21 protein-coding genes are annotated in these 17,251 nt (G+C 56.0%); 4 read left to right on the top strand and 17 right to left on the bottom strand.

The genetic code is table 11. The annotated features are described in order from the left end of the window. Positions 1-61 precede the first annotated feature (61 nt). The 14 genes from Q674_RS37270 to Q674_RS37210 all read right to left on the bottom strand — a co-directional run bounded on the left by Q674_RS37270 (position 62) and on the right by Q674_RS37210 (position 9,351). On the bottom strand, positions 62-1,141 hold the full coding sequence (locus Q674_RS37270) for a phosphotransferase (RefSeq protein ID WP_023009754.1): 1,080 nt from the start codon (positions 1,139-1,141) through the stop codon (positions 62-64). Then, on the bottom strand, positions 1,138-2,208 hold the full coding sequence (locus Q674_RS37265; RefSeq protein ID WP_023009753.1) for a radical SAM/SPASM domain-containing protein: 1,071 nt from the start codon (positions 2,206-2,208) through the stop codon (positions 1,138-1,140). Before Q674_RS37265 ends, Q674_RS37270 begins: the two co-directional genes overlap by 4 nt. A gap of 108 nt (positions 2,209-2,316) precedes the next feature. Further along, positions 2,317-3,027, bottom strand: a complete 711-nt coding sequence (locus tag Q674_RS37260; protein ID WP_023009752.1) for a cytochrome c biogenesis CcdA family protein — start codon at positions 3,025-3,027, stop codon at positions 2,317-2,319. Continuing rightward, positions 3,027-3,416: a thioredoxin family protein gene (locus Q674_RS37255; RefSeq protein WP_023009751.1), complete on the bottom strand. Its 390-nt coding sequence runs from the start codon at positions 3,414-3,416 to the stop codon at positions 3,027-3,029. The genes Q674_RS37260 and Q674_RS37255 overlap by 1 nt, the downstream gene beginning before the upstream one ends. Before the next feature lie 82 nt (positions 3,417-3,498). Beyond that, positions 3,499-3,954, bottom strand: coding sequence for a Zn-ribbon domain-containing OB-fold protein (locus tag Q674_RS41710; protein ID WP_023009750.1), 456 nt, complete (start codon positions 3,952-3,954; stop codon positions 3,499-3,501). A gap of 2 nt (positions 3,955-3,956) precedes the next feature. Further along, entirely contained in the window at positions 3,957-4,160 is a 204-nt protein-coding gene (locus Q674_RS37245) for a hypothetical protein (RefSeq protein WP_023009749.1), read from the bottom strand. A gap of 13 nt (positions 4,161-4,173) precedes the next feature. Next, a complete protein-coding gene (locus tag Q674_RS37240; protein WP_023009748.1) occupies positions 4,174-4,419 on the bottom strand; it encodes a hypothetical protein in 246 nt (81 codons plus the stop codon). Positions 4,420-4,435: 16 nt separating this feature from the next. Beyond that, the gene (locus Q674_RS37235) at positions 4,436-4,819 is read right to left on the bottom strand and encodes an AMP-binding protein (protein WP_023009747.1); all 384 of its coding nucleotides are present in this window, start codon (positions 4,817-4,819) and stop codon (positions 4,436-4,438) included. Then, complete coding sequence (locus Q674_RS41240; protein WP_161629375.1) at positions 4,819-4,971, bottom strand: hypothetical protein; 153 nt, start codon at positions 4,969-4,971, stop codon at positions 4,819-4,821. Before Q674_RS41240 ends, Q674_RS37235 begins: the two co-directional genes overlap by 1 nt. A 2-nt stretch (positions 4,972-4,973) precedes the next feature. Further along, on the bottom strand, positions 4,974-5,594 hold the full coding sequence (gene dctP, locus Q674_RS37230; protein WP_023009745.1) for a TRAP transporter substrate-binding protein DctP: 621 nt from the start codon (positions 5,592-5,594) through the stop codon (positions 4,974-4,976). A 347-nt stretch (positions 5,595-5,941) separates the two neighbouring features. Continuing rightward, positions 5,942-6,361, bottom strand: a complete 420-nt coding sequence (locus Q674_RS37225) for a DUF6789 family protein (RefSeq protein WP_023009743.1) — start codon at positions 6,359-6,361, stop codon at positions 5,942-5,944. 588 nt (positions 6,362-6,949) lie between these two features. Next, the gene (locus Q674_RS37220; RefSeq protein ID WP_023009742.1) at positions 6,950-7,144 is read right to left on the bottom strand and encodes a hypothetical protein; all 195 of its coding nucleotides are present in this window, start codon (positions 7,142-7,144) and stop codon (positions 6,950-6,952) included. A 16-nt stretch (positions 7,145-7,160) separates the two neighbouring features. Continuing rightward, positions 7,161-8,375 carry a YeeE/YedE family protein gene (locus Q674_RS37215; RefSeq protein ID WP_023009741.1) on the bottom strand — a complete coding sequence of 405 codons (1,215 nt, stop codon included), beginning with the start codon at positions 8,373-8,375 and terminating at the stop codon, positions 7,161-7,163. Positions 8,376-8,394: 19 nt separating this feature from the next. Then, positions 8,395-9,351 carry a sulfurtransferase gene (locus Q674_RS37210; protein WP_023009740.1) on the bottom strand — a complete coding sequence of 319 codons (957 nt, stop codon included), beginning with the start codon at positions 9,349-9,351 and terminating at the stop codon, positions 8,395-8,397. Positions 9,352-9,583: 232 nt separating this feature from the next. Here Q674_RS37210 and Q674_RS41235 point away from each other — a divergent pair, with 232 nt between their 5' ends. Next, complete coding sequence (locus Q674_RS41235; protein ID WP_023009739.1) at positions 9,584-9,742, top strand: hypothetical protein; 159 nt, start codon at positions 9,584-9,586, stop codon at positions 9,740-9,742. A 57-nt stretch (positions 9,743-9,799) separates the two neighbouring features. Here the strand turns inward: Q674_RS41235 and Q674_RS37205 are convergent, their stop codons facing one another. Together Q674_RS37205 and Q674_RS37200 are read right to left on the bottom strand one after the other, a co-directional pair. Next, complete coding sequence (locus Q674_RS37205) at positions 9,800-10,597, bottom strand: DUF547 domain-containing protein (RefSeq protein ID WP_023009738.1); 798 nt, start codon at positions 10,595-10,597, stop codon at positions 9,800-9,802. A gap of 787 nt (positions 10,598-11,384) precedes the next feature. After that, positions 11,385-11,936, bottom strand: a complete 552-nt coding sequence (locus Q674_RS37200; RefSeq protein ID WP_023009736.1) for a carboxymuconolactone decarboxylase family protein — start codon at positions 11,934-11,936, stop codon at positions 11,385-11,387. 117 nt (positions 11,937-12,053) lie between these two features. Between Q674_RS37200 and Q674_RS37195 the strand changes: the two genes are divergently transcribed. Then, complete coding sequence (locus Q674_RS37195) at positions 12,054-12,659, top strand: TetR/AcrR family transcriptional regulator (RefSeq protein ID WP_023009735.1); 606 nt, start codon at positions 12,054-12,056, stop codon at positions 12,657-12,659. A gap of 554 nt (positions 12,660-13,213) precedes the next feature. Here the strand turns inward: Q674_RS37195 and Q674_RS37190 are convergent. After that, on the bottom strand, positions 13,214-14,671 hold the full coding sequence (locus tag Q674_RS37190; protein WP_023009734.1) for a TrkH family potassium uptake protein: 1,458 nt from the start codon (positions 14,669-14,671) through the stop codon (positions 13,214-13,216). A 524-nt stretch (positions 14,672-15,195) separates the two neighbouring features. Between Q674_RS37190 and Q674_RS37180 the strand changes: the two genes are divergently transcribed. Together Q674_RS37180 and Q674_RS37175 are read left to right on the top strand one after the other, a co-directional pair. Further along, positions 15,196-15,849 (top strand): potassium channel family protein, encoded by a 654-nt coding sequence (locus Q674_RS37180; protein ID WP_023009732.1) that lies wholly within the window; start codon positions 15,196-15,198, stop codon positions 15,847-15,849. Continuing rightward, positions 15,846-17,213, top strand: a complete 1,368-nt coding sequence (locus tag Q674_RS37175; RefSeq protein ID WP_031210417.1) for a TrkH family potassium uptake protein — start codon at positions 15,846-15,848, stop codon at positions 17,211-17,213. Before Q674_RS37180 ends, Q674_RS37175 begins: the two co-directional genes overlap by 4 nt. Positions 17,214-17,251 lie beyond the last annotated feature (38 nt).

Below are 17,251 nucleotides of genomic sequence, written 5' to 3'. Positions count from 1 at the left end.
AGCAATCTCCAATTGTCATAGTCATGATTGAGCGGTTGATTTCAGGGTTTTCAGACGGCCGTTAAACCAGGATCTGCTCCAGTTCACGGAATTCGGATACTATAGCGTCGACAACACGGGCCTCCAGGTAATGGCGGGCCCGGTCTCTCACGTGGTCGTTAAGCGCCTGCTCATTGTTGGATTCCGACCAGTTCTGCCCGCCACCGCCGGCTCCGGGCCCTCCGGAAAGTGCCAGCCATTTCGCACACCAGGTGGTTGACCACAGCCACATCAGCCGGCGCAGCGGCACATGCCACTTGCGGTGCTCCACGCCCCCGGGGCCAAAAGCCTGCTCCCAGGTGCGATAGGCCCTGACAATATCATCCAGCTCCAGAACAGCCTGGGAATTCAGGTCCCAGGTTGTTGAGGTGTAGAGGGTCCCATGGGCAAGATCAAAGCCAGGATAACTGATCCGGCATTTCTCAAGATCCACCATCCAGGCAGTTTCCTGTTTGTCGACCAGAAAGTTGCCCGGGTGGGCGTCGAAGGTGATCAGCGCTTCCGCCGGCCGGTCGCCAACGGCTGCGCCCTGCGTCGCCTTTTGCAGTTCTGACTGTAGGCGGGACTGGACATCTTCCGGTATGCCTGCCCGGGCAAGAAATTCCGCCTGCGCTTTCACCTCCTGCAGCATGCTGGTCATGGGGTCTTCCGGCAAACGCAGCTGCCGGTGCAGGGAGTGCGGCACCCGGACCCCATGAATAGCCCCCAGTGACCGCATCATCGGGTTCAGGTCTCCTGGAAGCTGCAGGGATTGCCCTGGCACAAAGTCCAGTATCAGGCCTCCGCGGGGAAGGGACGCACTGACAGGCAACACCCGGTGAAGCACCGGGGTGACCCGTGATGGCCTGGCTGCGTCAAAGCAGGCGGCCTCATGGGTCAGATGGCTGCCAGGGTCGAGGCCAACCTGGCTTTGCTTGGGAATGCGCAGAAGCTGGCCGCTACTACCCAGACCGATATGGGCATGGGCCAGCCCGGTATCCTGCAGCGGATTCAGCGGCTGATTATGCCATGGCGTGCTTGCCAGAGCCTGCTCAAGGCCCTCCCGGGAAATCCCGAGCGCTGTGAAAAGTGCGCCGGTACCGGGTTCGGAACCCTCCATCATGACGACGCCACCATTCCATGTCGCCTGGCACGCCGCTGGTTTCGAAGATCGTCGAGCATTGGCCCGAGTACCCGGGCAAAATAACGGTCGCAACCAATGCAGAGATTCTGGTAATCACTGCCGTCGGGCATGGTCGTGCGGGAAGCCTCTTCGAACTGCCGGACACTCCAGCCCTCGGTAATACCCATCCGCTCTGGCTTGCCGGCATTGATCGCTTCCATCGCAGGGTGGCCCTTCAGGCTGTCAAGAATCTCATACAGAGGCTCTTCCACCAGGTTGCCGATCGGACTCTGGGTTTTCAGGCAGCAGGGATAGACATCGCCGGTTGGGTCAATGGAAACCTCGGATCCGGACCGGCCATATTCCAGAAAGTTGAGCCCGCCGGACCACGCGTTGCAGAAGTTATCGGTGAGACTGGCTTTGGAAAGGCTGTTTTCCCAGGCCCGTCCGCGGGGCCAGAGCTTGCCGATCCAGGCGTCATCCGTGGCCCCAAAGGCACTGTAGACCGGACCTTCCTCATCCATCCATTCCCGGTGGTCGGCTTTCAGGCCCGAACGGTGCATACCGGCAGCCTCGAATTCACCAATCAGCTTGTCCAGCAGGGTTTGCTTGCGGTCGCCTGCCATGCCCACGTGGTAATCATCCAGGCCGGACACGGAAATCATCCACACACCCCGGTCCAGTAATTCCCCGATTATGGTTGGTGTCAGCAGGTCACCGGTGGTCTGGACAACGATATTCACCCCGCCCTTGTCGCGGTATCGCTCAGTGATGCGTTCCAGCGCCGGATACAACAGGCGCTCCCGAACCGGGTCGGTGAGTACGTCGCCACCGGAGAGGATGATGCGGCTGCGCCGTTGTGGGATGGAGCCGTCCGGCATGGGGTTGCGCCAGTCCTCGTAGGACATCACCGGCGGCAGGTGATCCACGATCCTCGGCATATTCTGCTCGGCTTCCAGCAGCACCTCTTCGAGCTCGTCGCGCACATAAGGCCGGAAGCGGGTTTCATAACAGTGCTTGCAGCGCCGGTGGCAGTGCCAGCAGAGAACGTAGTAGATGGATTCCATAAGAGCGCATCCTGTCGTCTGTTTTGAGATCTGTTTCTGTCGGCACACCCTTTTCGGTTCAAAACGACACGAAAACCGGAATGGCGATTCCTGCCTGAGCCCCGTAGTTCAGAGTGTCACCGCCCAGTCCGGCAGCCAGGTCAAAGCCCAGGCTTCCAGTGCTTTGTCCCAACCAGTGAGCACCAGAATGCCCAGCATTAGCAACATAGCACCCAGAATTTTCTTACCCCGGTTGGCATTGTTCATGACTCCTGGGCGGGTTCTCTTCAGCAGTTTCGCCGATACCAGCCCTGCAAACAGCAGGGCGCTGACCGTGCCCACCCCGAACACGAACATGACGCCAAAGGCGGCGACCATGTCCTGCCCCATTGATGCCAGAGCAATGGCGGCCCCCAGGGTAGGGCCGACGCAGGGCAGCCATACCACGCCCAGAAGCGCACCAACGCCAAACTGTCCGAGACCGGACGTTGCGGACGCCTGGCCAGCATTCACGGCCGGATTCAGGCGCGCAAGCCAAGCGTTGACCCGATAGCCGAGCGGCTCAAACAACAGGGGCAAGGCCACAAGAATCAGCATTAACGCAGCGAAGGGACGAATTACATCCAACCCCAAGCCCAGATTGAGCAGCAGATAACTCAGAACCGTACCGGCAAAGGCAAACGACAAGCTCAAACCCAGGGCCAGAAACAGCGGCCCGTGCCGACCTGCAGTTGCAGCAGAGGACATCACCACCGGCACCAGAGGCCAAACACAGGGCGAAAGAATACTCAGCAGGCCCGCCAGGAAACCCAGCGGGTACGACATCAGATCAATAGTCATTAGCGGGCGACAGCGTCATCCAGAGTGTTGAAAATCACCTTGGGGTCAGTTTCCGCCACGCTAAACCAGATCTGCTCCTTCCCCCGGTACAGCAGCAGAGTGGATTGTCGCGGCGCCCGGAAATGGCGAACCCACTGTTTTTGCTCATCGAAATTCACTTTCAGTATGTGCAGGTCCGCTTCGGGCCGCTGCTCCAAATAGCTATTCAGAATCTCGCTCTGTTTCGCGCAGGTGGGGCACCAGGTGGCGTGAACGTCCACAAGAACCAGTGCGCCCTTTGCCTGCAACTGCTGGAATCGCTGATTAGTAAAGCCAGTCTGTTCATTGGCCCAAGCCGGGACCGCGGTGATAATCAGGAGCAAAGGCATCAAAATCAATTTTTTCAGCATTGTCGTCTCCGTTCAGAGTGGACGTTGTGGTCTGCACGCAAGTGGTGTACCGGGGGCCTTAGACACACATCGTCGTTTTCTGTTACACCACGTACGGCCAAAAGTTGAGAAATCTCTGTACTAGCGATCCGTTCTCAGCCGAGACCCGCAACTGGACAGCCGCGTGGTCATCGCGGTTGTCCACCGGAGCGAGCGTAACCTGACCACCGATTTCCGGCGCAGGGCCCGCGTTAACATGCACCATCAGTCGATTCTGCGCGTCACCAAACCGCACCAGTGCGAAGCCCTGACTGACCGCTGGACCACGCGTCGGAGTAAAGGTAACAGCCCAAACTGTGCCAGAGGGTGGCATAGGCGCCTGGCGGGTGTCCGAGCCGCAAACTTCGCAGACCGGTCGCGGCGGAAACCAGCGTAGATTGCATTGGGTACATTCGGTGCCCAGGGCCTTCCCGTGAGCCAAAGCCGCGAAGAAAGGAGCGAGATACCCGTACTGATGGCGGTATTCATGGCAGACCGAGAGTGGTGTTGCTCCGCGCATTGTTACTCTCCTTCCAGAATGTGGCTGAAGCACACAGTGCCCACGCCGCCGTGTGTATCCGCCAGGGTCCGGTCTGGCCAGGGTAGTCCGTAACGGGCACCCGGGGCCTCGCCGGCGATCATGCGCGCCTGCAACTGAGCCCCGGCAAAGGCATCGTAGATTTCAATGGCCTGAATACTTCCGGCGCCGTTCCGGATGCCTGCCATGACGCAGGCCCGATCAAAAGCCGCCCGCTTGGCCAGAAATCGGCCCGGTTGGCGCCGGTCGCTGCGCCCAGGGGTTGCCCATGGCATTGCATTGATTTCGTGCTGCAACCCGGTCCAGGTCAGCACCGGTAACGCCGAACTCGGCCATGAACAGCTGCATCGACAGCGCGTAGTGATGGATCGGCAGAAACCCGGCGAAGCCCTCGAGGTCAGCGTCGAAAGACAGCCCATACAACGCCGCCACATCCCGGCCGCGCATGTGGCTGGCCGCATGTTCAACACCAAGAACCAGCGCCGCCCGGGCCGACCGGCCCCGTCACCACCGTGAGGCTGAGCGAATCCGGCAGGGTCAGCGCAGGCCGGAGCCCCTGCCATACATCGCCGTCTGTGATCAGTACCGAGGCGCCGGAATCCGTCAGCACATGATCAATCATTCGCGGACCGTACAAATGGGACAGCGTCACGACAATGGCTCCCAGCTTATGGCAGGCCAGATGACTCAGGGCTGTTTCCGGCCCGAGCCCGGTATGCACGGCGACGCGATCGCCCTTTTTCACGCCATGCCGGCGAAGCGTTGCGGCCATCCGGTTTGAAAGGTCGTCCACTTCGGCAAAGGTGAACGCGGTGATGGCCAACAGGCCGATGGATAAAGGCTCCATCAGATCGAACCGCCGGATTCGGACGACGACTCGCCCTGCGGTTCCGGCGGGCTCATCAGTTGAACCAGGCTTTCCAGGGCCATCAGCAGTACCCCCAGGCCGTTCAATCGGCGGTGCCACTGCCTGAATGTTGGCCGATCAGCTCGTGGCATGATCAGGCCGGGCATTCAACGGTGTTAACCACCTCACGCCAGATATCCACAGCCTGACGGGCCGCATCGCCCTTGCCTTTACCTTCCATCTGTTCGATCCATTCGGCGAAGAAATCCGGAAGCCGACTCTGCCAGGTCTGAGGATCCCCAGCATCAAAATGATGGAAGGTTACGCCCTGCTCCTTCAGCGTCTCGCGCGCATCCACCGCCGCTTCTCGAACCGCTTCCAGGTCACGGGCCTGGGCTTCTTCGGCCACGTCCATCACCACGGCCTGATTTTCCGGGGTCAAGCTGTTCCAGGCTGACTGGGTCATCCACACTCCCCAGGTTGGACCGTCCCAGAGGGTTACTTCGGTCAGATGACTGGCCACTTCGTGGATCTTATAGGTTTCCACCAGGTCCACCGAGAGGGGCGCCGCATCGATCACACCACGTGAGAAGCCCTCATAGATTTCCGACAGGCCCAGGGTAACGGCGGTCCCGCCAGCCGGTCGATCAGCCGATTGGCCTGACACATTGTCGATAGCCATTGGGAAAGAATTGGGCGCCGTGGACAACGGCAACTGGCCGGGAAAGTATCCCGGCGACAGTCCCGCCATGTGAATGGCTTGGTTCTTCAGCAATCACAGAGTTTCAGTGGTCTAGCCGAGGCCTTCGGATCAGAAGATCTCGACGTTCACCTCGCCGTCAGTGCGCTCTGCCACTTCCTTCACAAACCAACGATCTACTGCAGAGCCAACCACCGTCGCGGACATCTGGTGGTTCATCCTAAAAGTATCAGCGAGACCCTGAGCCGACAAAGGAAAACCGGCGCTCAGCGATCAGAAGCATATGATTGCTCTGCAGAAGTTCACGTTTAATCCTTTCTATGAGTTTATGATGACTCGCTTTGCGTTCACTCACCACCGAACTCCCTGCACAAGATTTGAGGCAAACGGCGGTGAGGGTTGCGAGTTTCCAGGAGAATGATTCAGGTCGGCAGTTTCCCGTAGACCAATCCCAATACGGAACCGAAAATAAGATGCAGTACCAACGTGGCAACCATTGCCATCGGACCCATGGCCATCGCAAAAAAGCCGGCGCCCATCATCGGCATTAGCATAACCATCATGATCAGCCAGCCAGCGATGCCGAGGATGATGCCGCCAACGAGGCTTGATTTACCGGGCATTATGTTGCTGATAACTGCCATACCAACGCCATAGACCACTACGCCAATCATAAAATGAGCAGCCCAGCCCATGGCAAGACCAGACTCCATCTGAGAGGCGAGCATTTTGATAACATTCAAGTCAGGCATTACGCCCATCTGGCTCTTCATGGCCATGATGAGTGACAATACGATCGTTGCAACCAGCCCGCCGATCATTCCGTTTAAAACTTTTCTCATGCTGTAAAGCTCCTTGATTTCCCGTACGTCGAATAGGTGACACTGTAGGTCATTGGTGAAAGACCTTGATATGCATCGAAAGTCTCGATTACCAGACCCATGGATCGAGGCCTTGTTACATCCGGTACGTGATTTAAATCGGAAGAGCTCATCGGTAGCTGTGGCTCAGAGCTTTAGAGCCCCTTTTGCCCGCAAACCAGACTTCATGCGATCAAATTCCGCTTACACCAACGAGTGCTGGTTACCAAAGATACAATTTCTCTCGGATCAGCACCGGATCTGAATTGTCGCTGTTCTTCTCATCCATGAAGTGAACGTCACCGATTTAGCGAGGGCCCCGGCACTGGCCAGGACAACATCAGAAAGCACCTGAGGGGCTGCGTAATGCCGGGCTTGTAATGACCCGGAAACAGAGCGAGCGGAGGATCAACTTTGTGCGAGATTCGATCCGCGTGCAATCAAACAAACGATCCTGCGAGATACTGAAACTGAGCTATTGCTGGCTCCTTTTCGCCAACAATCAGACCATGCCTGCCCACTCAACCAACGTCCCAAGACCTGCGCGCCCCATAGCATCCCATCATTAGCTCAGTCTCTGGTCGAGGGACACGGCGCCCCGCACGGCGCACAGGCGGTCTCATCTCGCTGCGACAGCGCCGTTTCTACGTTGCCCTGGCCAGAATTGAAAGCAAACGTAGGGCTGTTCAGATGATCCACAAGGATCAGGACCAGGATGATGCTGAGCACAACGACAATGCGGGTTCGACTGTAGGCTCTTTCCATAAGACCGACTCCACGCTCAGTTAGAAAGCCGGAACCACGGCCGCAGCCGGATCCCGATCAGTGAGCCGGCAAAGGCGCAGGCAAACCAGACCCAGGCGTGCAGGCTGGCCGACGCAATGCCGGAGAACAGCGCACCGATATTGCAGCCGAAGCCCAGACGGGCGCCGTAGCCGAGCAGCAAACCACCGACCACGGCAGCCAGGAATTGGCGGCCCTCCGGGCGGTTTCGGCTGGCCTCGTTGAATCGGTTCGCAAGGCCCGCCGCCAGCATGGCGCCCAGCAGGAGCCCGAAATTCATTACCGACGGGATATTGGTGAGCACCGAATCCTTCAGGGCCATGGCGGGGTAATCCCAGGTCCAGAACTCGAACTGGGACATGTTAACGCCCACCACCTCCAGGGCCTTGGCGCCCCAGACGTTAAAGGCAAAGGTGATGCTCCAGGGCGCGCCGCCGATCGCAAGGGTCAGGGCATTGCCGGCCGCGAGGATCAGGATGGCCCAGGTAAAAGGCCAGCGACCACTGAGCAATGTTCTGAGTACACCGTGGCTCTGGCCCCTCCACAGAAGTTCATCGCGCTCGATGGTTCCATGGGCCTTACGCTCAATTCGATTGACCCACCAGGCAATCAAACCGAGACCCACGAACTGCACCATAATGGCACCGCTGACGCCAAAGCTGCTGACCAAAGGAACAGGATCAAAACCCGGTTGGCCCAGCCACCAGGGCAGGTGTATAGATCCAAGCACGGCACCGGCGATAAAGAACACCAGTGTCACCACCATGCGGATATTGCCGGCTCCCACAGTGAACAGGGTACCCGAACCGCAGCCTCCACCAAGCTGCATGCCAATACCAAAAATGAACGAGCCCACCACCAGGGAAGTGCCCACCGGCGCCACGGCACCAACCAGGCCAGCCTGGCCGCTGTGCAGCATCGGAACCATGATCAGGGAACTAAGTCCGAATAGCAGCAGCTGAGCGCGCATACCAGCGCCGCGTTTCTTGGTCACCAAATTGCGCCAACCGGCCGTAAAGCCGAAGGCGCCGTGGTAAAGCGCCATTCCCAGCAAAGTTCCAACAATAAACAGTGCCACCATGAACGGGGCGGTTTCCAGCCAGATCAGTCCGCCCAGCAGGGCAAGACCTACCAGGGCCGTCGATACGATGAATCGGTCCACCTGCCAGCCGGGCTGTTGCAGCCCGGGCTGGAGGACTACGGAATCAGACATGACTTTTCACTTTTTCAGATCAGTTGAAAAAATCCAGAATCTTGCCAAGACCTCTCTTCGCAACCTGCAGTGGCCGATCACTGTCTTGGGACCACTCAGCCATCGAACCGTCGTAAAGAGCAACTTCCTCGAATCCGGCCAATTCGCTGAGCACGAACCAGTCCGTGGCTGCCCAATGTCCGGTGTTGCAGAAGGCAATGGTCCGGGCCGAAGGGTCCAGCTCGGCCTGGTTCACCTTGGAACTGATGACGCCTGCATTCAGGTACCAGGCCTGATCCTGCTGAGCCAGAAAATCGGCGTGAGGCAGGCTTCGGGAACCGGGAATCGTGCCCGGCGCCTTGGCGGCCGGCGACTGGGTTTCACCGGTGAAATAGTCACTCGGACGGGCATCCACAAGCTGCGCCTGGCTGTTTCGAGCGGCCTGGACTTCCTCAAGCGATGCAATCAGCTCCTGCTGCAGGGTGCCGTCAAACTGCACCGCATCGCGGCGCTCACCCTCGCCACTGGCAACCTCGAATCCGGCTGCCTGCCAGCCGGCAAATCCGCCGTTAAGTATGGTGACCGCATCGTGGCCCAGTACTCGGAAGGTCCAGTACACACGCGCAGCGCTACCGAAGTCGGTCACGCCGGTGCCAGCCGGTACGATAACTACGGTATCGTCATTACCTATGCCCAGGCTGCCAATGAGCCGTTCCAGGCTGGCCGCCGGGGGCAAGAGGCCGGCGACCCCGTTACGGCTTTCGCGCCAACCATCACCGGTGTAGCTACTGTAGACGCTCCCGGGGATGTGTGCTTTCTGAAAGCTACTGCGATCCCCACCGTTATCAATACCGGAGCGAACATCCAGTACAACGAGGTCGCTACGATTCAGGTTTGCATCAAGCCAGTCGGCATCCACAAGCGGAGTCGTTTTATCCCCGCTCGCCATTGCCAAAGAGCTTGCAACGATCAATACAAGGGCCAGAAGTCGACTCATGGTGCTTCTCCTTCGTTGCGAATTCTTGAACGATCATTATGAATCCAAGGGAGAGGAATGCATAGGCCCGCCCTGATCGTATTTTGTTATATCGAAATCCCGGAATTTTCCGCTCACCGCGACTGCTAATCTGTAACGCAACCCAACACTGCGGTGTCTATACCCCGTAAGCGAGGCCTGTTCCCATACGGTGCAGACCCCGCATGTCATCGAACCGAACGAGGTACAGACCATGAAGAAACTGACACTGATTTTCGCCGCTATCGCACTGTCCTTCTCTGCGACTACTGTCCTGGCCATGAATGGTCAGGCCGACAGGTACCATGAGGCGCAGAGCTACCCGACCAAGACCGTCGAGCAGGTTGCTGATGTAAAAGTATCCGCGAGATAACCCGCGACGAGAAAGGCCGCTACTCTTCGGAATAGCGGCCTTTTTTGTGCCCAAATTTCAATCAACTGGCTGATTCAGGGGCGGAAAATTGTTCGGGGTATTAAGTGCCCAGTTGTAATCGATGAACTCCAGGGACGACGTGGCAGCCACCTTTTTAGCTACCTGGGGAGCAGCCCACGCCTCAACGAATGCCTTCGAAGAACCCGACGCTTCTTCGAAATCCTCTTCATACCATTTGAACAGCTCGGTCACATACAAGGTATCGCCTTTTACCTGCAGATGACGCGCCGTATTGAATGCCCGCCGGGTATTCTCCGCAAGCAGACGCTCCAGGTTATCGGCGGTGTAAATGGCGTTCCGCAGCGGTGGGCATCCGACCGATGCGCAGTTCACGGCAAAATGAACCCGGGCATCTTTCCAGCCCTTGCTGGCATATTCCTCGCCCAACAGAATTTCCTTCTCCATATCGTTGAGGCTGTAATTGCGACCGCCAATAACAAAGTTCTTCCGCTCAAATACGCTGTCGACAAACGGGTTAACCCGGCCGCCATAGTCCCACACAGAAGACACAAGTTCGCCGTCTGGCCGTTCGGTAAGAATCTGATCAAGCATGAAAAAGTTGTAGGCGTTAATCCAGAAGGCAACAGATTCCGCTTTCTCTTCAAGGGCACCGGGGTCAAACGCCTTCAGGGTTTCGCGCTGCTTGGTCAGTGTCTTTTCCAGGCTGTCGCTGGCCAGGGCAGAACGATAATCAAAGGCGGAAACCAGTCCGTTTCCCGGCAGTGTGTGTTCAATCAGGTGCCGATCAAGCAGCTCCTTATAGTGCTGGAAATTATCGCGATTGGGATCAGACATGGCTCTGCCCGGGAGTAGGGCAAGCACAACAATTAAAGACAAAAATGGATAACTACGCATCATTCCTCTCCAGTAGGTGGATTTGATAAAGGGTTGATGATCCGTGCTTCAGACCAACCCAGAGCGGTTCTGTTACACAGAGAGATGAATTCAAAAACACGAGGAAGGAGCGGCGCCGGCAGGGGAACTCCACGCCGAAGAATTTCAATCAGCACGTCTGTAACGCTACCAGGTACTCGGTGTCTATGTAGCGAGCACCGTTCACTGATACCTGTCCCAGCGGCAAGATAAGTGGACGGACATCAGCAACACGGAGGATAAATCATGAGAACTCTTGCTTTGATAGGTGTACTGTTCGCTTTCGCAATGGGTTCGGCAGCACATGCCGAGGGCGTAAGCGCCGAAGACATCGAATGTGGGAACAATGCGACCTGCATCCCCAATCTGGAGGAAGGAAACGGAGGGTCAACTGGCTAGCCGCTTGACTTGCTCCACAAAACTGAACGGACGAGTCCTGCACAGACTAAGAAGCTCTTTGAGGATGAGTGCGCGCGGGTACTGAACTGCCCGCGCACACCGGATGCTGGAGGACCCTATTTTCATCGGTTTGAGAGGCACGTTAACGAGCTTCTAGGCTTCCAAAGCAAAAGCAAACAACACTTCCAAGCTTTACACCCCGATGACCCCGGTGCGTGGGCACAAGGCTCAAAAAACTGTCAAGGCAGGCAAACAGGCTGGCACGAATGCGGACTAAGCCGCATCCGCTCGCCAGCGAGAGCTGAAATTACTACTTTTTATGCCACTCAAATTTCTTGAACGGCTCATCAACCGGCGTTTCGGCAATGTGGTTGATGTAGTTGCTCAGGGTTTTCTGGGACAGCACAAGAATCACCTCCAGCACCTGGCGATGGTTGTAACCCGCCTTGTAGAACGCGTTCAGATCCTCCTTGCTGACATTGCCGTCCTTGCGCATCACGGCGAGAGTGAAGGTCCGGAGAGCCTCCAGCTTGTCGCTCGGCAACGGTGTTTCATTCCGCAAAGCATCGATTATGTCATCGGAGACTTCCATCATCTTGGCAATGCCGGTATGCGCCGGAACACAGTAGTGGCAAGCGTTTTCCACGTTGATTGTCTGCCAGACGACGGTTTTTTCGTCTTTATCAAAGCTGCTGTCCAACACCAGCTGATGCAGCTTCTGATAGGCCTCAAGCGCTCCTGGCGATTCGGCCATCACGGCGTGAAGGCCAGGAATCATGCCAAAGCCCTTGAGGGAATTCTCAAGAAGCGGTTTGGATTTTTCCGGAGCGGATTCGACATCATGCATTGGAAAGTCAGTCATAACGATCTCCTTACTTGAACGATTGCTCAATACCAAGTTCAGGCTAACTGTTATTGAGTGATCATTCAAGATATAATTGAGTGGTCATTCAAATCGCGACAATGGTGAAACGTTGTTATGGCCAGACACGCACGCTATGACCGAAAAACCGCCCTGGAAAAAGCCGTAGGCCTGTTCTGGGAGAAGGGCTATCACGGCAGCTCCATGAAACAGATCGAGCAGGCCCTCGACATGCGCCCGGGCAGCATTTATGCCACCTTCGGCAGCAAAGACGGCCTGTTTTTTGAAGCACTGGCTGCCTATGCGGAACAGGGCGGCCGGGAGTTGGCCGTTCACCTTAAGGGTTTTGATTCAATTGTTGACGGTCTTCAGGACTATCTGCGCGGCATCGCCTGCAGTTGCGGCGACGGAAGCGCGGCACCCTCACGTGCCTGCATGATCGTGAAAACGCTGCTGGAATCCAGCAACACCCATTCGGCCCTGGCTCACCAGGCCAACAGCATCCTTGCTGCGATTGAGGAATCCATTGCCAGCCTGGTTGAGCAGGCAAAGATGAAAGGCGAACTGGTACAGTCCGTAGACAGCCGGCGACTTGCACGGCTCCTTCAGGCTCAGATCATGGGTCTGAGATCCATGGGTGAACGCAATCTGGACCCGCAAACCATAAGAGATCTTGGTGATGATATGGCCGCCGTTCTGGATGGATACCGCCTCTACCACTGAATCATTCCCTTACCGGGCGCCTGAGCTGAAGGTAGAATCACTTCCTTAGAGTTGTGCCCACAGCCCTACCCGCTCACTCTGGCATTCAATACTGTCCGGCATTTGTTGACCACTACAGATGGTGCTCTCTGAAAAGTGTGCGGCGCTGTGCAAAATACAACGCACAAATCATGCTGTTTTAGCGCATTTGCACTTATATGCCTAATACTCCCACAAGAATTCTTACGACCAGTTTTACTTTAGAGATCCGGATTCGAAACACATTTCAAAACCCTCAGAGGAAAAGAGTTTCTCTAATCTGGGAAGAGAAAAAGGGCACGTATTGAATCCTGTGCGAATGTTCGCTTTTGTTTAGTTGAGCTCGGAGAGTGTGACTTGCCTGCTCTGACCCGCAGGCCTGGCCAACCTGGTCGCAAAGCGAACATTCAGATTCGAGTCCGCCGGTCGAATTTTGATGATTTGCTGAGCGTTCTGCACCAGGCATCGTCAAAACAAGAACATTGGACATTTCTCAAGCCACGTGCGCTGTATCTTCTTGTTCATCAGCCTTTTCATTAGCTACGCCAAAAATGAGGCGAGAACATGACAAACACGCTGAGTAGCTCCAATCTTCCGAGCAACATGGCTATCATCAGAACCCATTTGGCCGCGTCCGGCAGGGTCTGAAAATTACCAGCCGGGCCAATAGTGTCCCCAAGACCTGGCCCAACGTTCGCCAAAGCTGTAGCAGCTCCAGTCAAACTCGTCACAAGGTCAAGCCCCAGTGCGGCGAGGATAGCCGCGACGACAGCCAGTGTAGCGAGAAATATGAATGAAAAGGCAACACTGGACGCTACAATTTCGTCGCTGATGATTCGTCCGTTGTAGTGTCTTGCGATCACTGCATTCGGGTGGAGCAGTCTCAGTACCTGCTCCCGAAGTAGCAGCATGGATAACTGAAAACGGAAGATCTTCATGCCGCCACTGGTTGAGCCAGAACACCCTCCCACAAATGTAAGAAAAAAGAACAGCACCACCACGAAGGGGCCCCAGAGCGAATAATCCTGGGAGGCATAACCGGTCGTGGTAACCACCGATGTCACGTTAAATAAGGCATGAACGAAAGCATCGACCGGGAAAGTCCCCTCATTCACTACTCGATAAATGGTAATCAGGCATGCAATCAACAGAAGGAACTTAAGAAAAAAGTGGATCTGTTGGTCTCTCAGGAGGGGCTGCACCTGGCCATTCAGTAGCCTGACAAAGAGAAAGAACGGGATACCGCCCAGCATCATAAACAGGCTTGATGCAAAAAGTATGGAGAGCTGGTCAAACTGCCCCATGGAGCTGTCTGACGTCGAGTAGCCTCCCGTAGAGACGGTAGTGAGGGCATGATTTACCGCGTTGAAAAGGTCCATTCCCAATGCCCAGTAGGTCAGGATGCAACCAAACGTCAGCGCGAGGTAGCTGAACACCAGTCCACGGGCTAAACGGTTGGTGCGCGGTACAGCCTTCTCCGTCCACTCGGACGATTCGGTGGCAAACAGACGCATACCACCGATCCTGAGGAACGGCAGGATCGCCACTGCCATACCAATGATTCCAATGCCACCCATCCATTGCATGATCGACCGCCACAGCAATATGTCCCCCGGGAGGTTATCGAGACCACTCATAACCGTGGAGCCGGTGGTTGTAACGCCGGAGATACTCTCGAAAAAAGCGTCGGTGACGCTCAGTTTGAGATCACTCAGCAGTAACGGCAGGCTGGAAAATAACGGAATGAACACCCAGGCCGAGACTGTGAGGATGAACATTTGCCTCTGTTTCAACGCATGGCGCTTTCGACCAGCACTGAAAAAGCAGACCAGTCCAACTCCAAAACAGATACTTGCGGACTTTACAAACGCGAGCCAATCTGGCGTGTCGCCGAGCATCAGCAGATTCACGGGCAAGGTCATCAAAAAACTGAGAAGAATCAGCAAAAAGCCAAGTATTTGGATGACAGGAAGGATATTAAACAGAGCCACCATCAGGATCGCCCAGACCGTTCAATTACGATTTTCGCCAACACACAGCCAATCACGGCTCCCGTCAGTTGCGCATAGGTTGAAAACCCCGCGTGGAGCAGTTGAGCTCTCGTGTGAGTCTCAACGTAATCACCCGGAAGCGCAGCGAGAGTGGCAATGCCTGCAAAGAAGAATCCCCACTTTGCATTGTATACCCATGCAAAAAAGACGACGGGTGCCAGATAGGGAAATATGGACGTCACAGGCTGAGAAGCCTGCCTGTTCGCCACAGCCAGAAAGCCGAGCCAAGCCAGCGCAATCACCAAATGGCCCCAAAAGCCCGGTTTTAATCGATAGACTCCCATCGCCGACAAGCCCTGCTCTCGACCAAGTTTGCTTCAGACGGCGTAAGGAAATCACATCCGGGGTGGAATTAGGACGGTACAAAGTGAATTTTTACGGTATTTTTACGGCGCTGAGAGCACAGACACCAGGGTGTGTGAGAAGATTTCGTCAGCAAGGTATTCATTGATAGTGGAACCGCACCCATGATCGGAAAACAACAGTTCATTATCATTGGCCTTGGCGTGTTCGGGGCCACAATTGCGCGCGAACTAACACGCCTCGGCCACGAAGTCCTGGGTATTGATTCGGACGAACAGCGAGTTGACCGACTGGCCGATGAAATTACTCATGCAGTGATCGCGGACGTCACGGACGAAAACTCGCTCATTGAACTGAACGCCGGCAGCTACGATGCCGCTGTCGTGGCCATCGGCAGGAACGTCGAAGCAACTATGCTCGCCACGCTGCAACTGCGGGAACTGGGAGTCAAGAAAGTCTGGGCCAAGGCACTGACAAACCAGCACCACCGCATTCTGGAAAGGCTGGGAGCGACCCGAATCATTGCACCGGAGTTCGAAATGGGTGTCCGGATCTCTCAGGAACTGAACTACCCGATGGTGCATGATTACCTGGGCCTGGACGACGACTATTTCATCGTGGATTTTCACACCACAGAAGACCTCGTCGATAAGACCATCGGAGAGGTGATCAACGGCGAACCGGTTGAAGCTCTGGTGGTTAAGCGCATGAAGGAAGCGCATCCCCACCCGGACCATACCTGGAAAATCCGAAAAGGCGACAGGATAATCCTCGGTGGCCAACTCGAAGACTTGAGGGACCTGGTTAACCGTCTATGAAAATCCATTTTCTGGATCTGGTTTCCTACGGTGCTAGAGGCGAGCCTTCCTCAAAAGGAAGCATGAACCCACCGAGACTCCTACTCGAGTCGTTTCTGGTTCTCATCGCTCTTGGCGCTTGCCTGCTGAAGTTGCCCTTTGCGACCGTTGAGCCAGTGACCTGGATGGAAGCGGCCTTCACGGCGACCTCGGCAGTCACCGTGACGGGTCTGGTTGTAGTCGATACTGGGAGTCAGTACACCCTGTTTGGACAGTTGGTGATTCTAACCTTGATTCAACTGGGCGGACTGGGATTGATGACTTTCGCGGTACTCACGGCCCTCGCCCTGGGCTTCAAGCTAAGCCTTCAGCACCAAATGGTTGCACAGGAAGCTTTCAACGAGATTTCCCTTCAGACGGCCAGACGGGCAAGCGGGTCGATAGCCGTATTTGCCTTGACGGCAGAAGCTGTGGGCATTGTATTGCTCGGCGCGTTTTTTGTCCCGGAGCTGGGGTGGTCCGAGGGTCTCTACCAGGCCTTGTTCTACACGATTTCAGCGTTTAACAATGCCGGGTTCGCTCTGTCACCAGATAGCCTTTCTGCCTACGTTGACCATCCTGGTATCAGTCTGTCCGTGACGGCCCTGTTTATCACAGGCGGTCTAGGCTACATCGTCATCATGGAGCTCTTGGATAAGCGCTGCTGGTCGCGGTTGTCGGTTTACGTCAAAGTCATACTGCTGGCCACCTTGCTTCTGAACCTGTTCGCCACCGGCGCCATCCTCATTCTGGAATTTGGCAATCCGGCCACTCTTGGAGCACTGAACAGCTTCTGGGACAAGCTCTTGGCCGCCTGGTTTCAAGGTGTGACACCCAGAACAGCTGGCTTTAATACCCTTGATATTGGCTCTTTAACCGCCGGCAGCATTGTGCTGATGTTGCTTCTGATGTTCATCGGTGGTGCCCCGAACTCCACCGCCAGTGGCATTAAAATCTCCTCATTCGTTATCATGATCGCTGCAACCCGCTCGTTTTTAAGGGGCAACCTGGACGTGAGCTTTTTCAAACGCTCCCTGAGTAGCGAAACAGTGCTCAAGGCTCTCGCCACAGCCACCATCGGGATGGCAGTGGTTTTCCTTGGTGTGTTCTCATTGAGCATCCTGGTTGAGGATGAGTTCCTCGACATCGCCTTCGAGGTGGTTTCCGCATTCGGTACGGTTGGCCTTTCGCGCGGAACAACGGGCGAACTGGGCACAGCCGGCCAGCTGATTATTATGGCGACCATGCTGATCGGCCGTCTGGGGCCTCTCACCCTGGGCTATACCCTGACGGTCCGTCGCAAATCCCGCCTCCGTTACGCGAAAACGGAATTCCCTGTGGGATGACCAAATATCAGGCAGCGACCGCCTCACTATCGTTGGGG

Origin of the sequence: Marinobacter sp. EVN1, assembly GCF_000475375.1 — a bacterium.
GTDB lineage: Bacteria > Pseudomonadota > Gammaproteobacteria > Pseudomonadales > Oleiphilaceae > Marinobacter > Marinobacter nauticus.
Note: the sequence above shows the minus strand (reverse complement) of the source record. Positions and strands in the feature narration are given on the sequence as shown.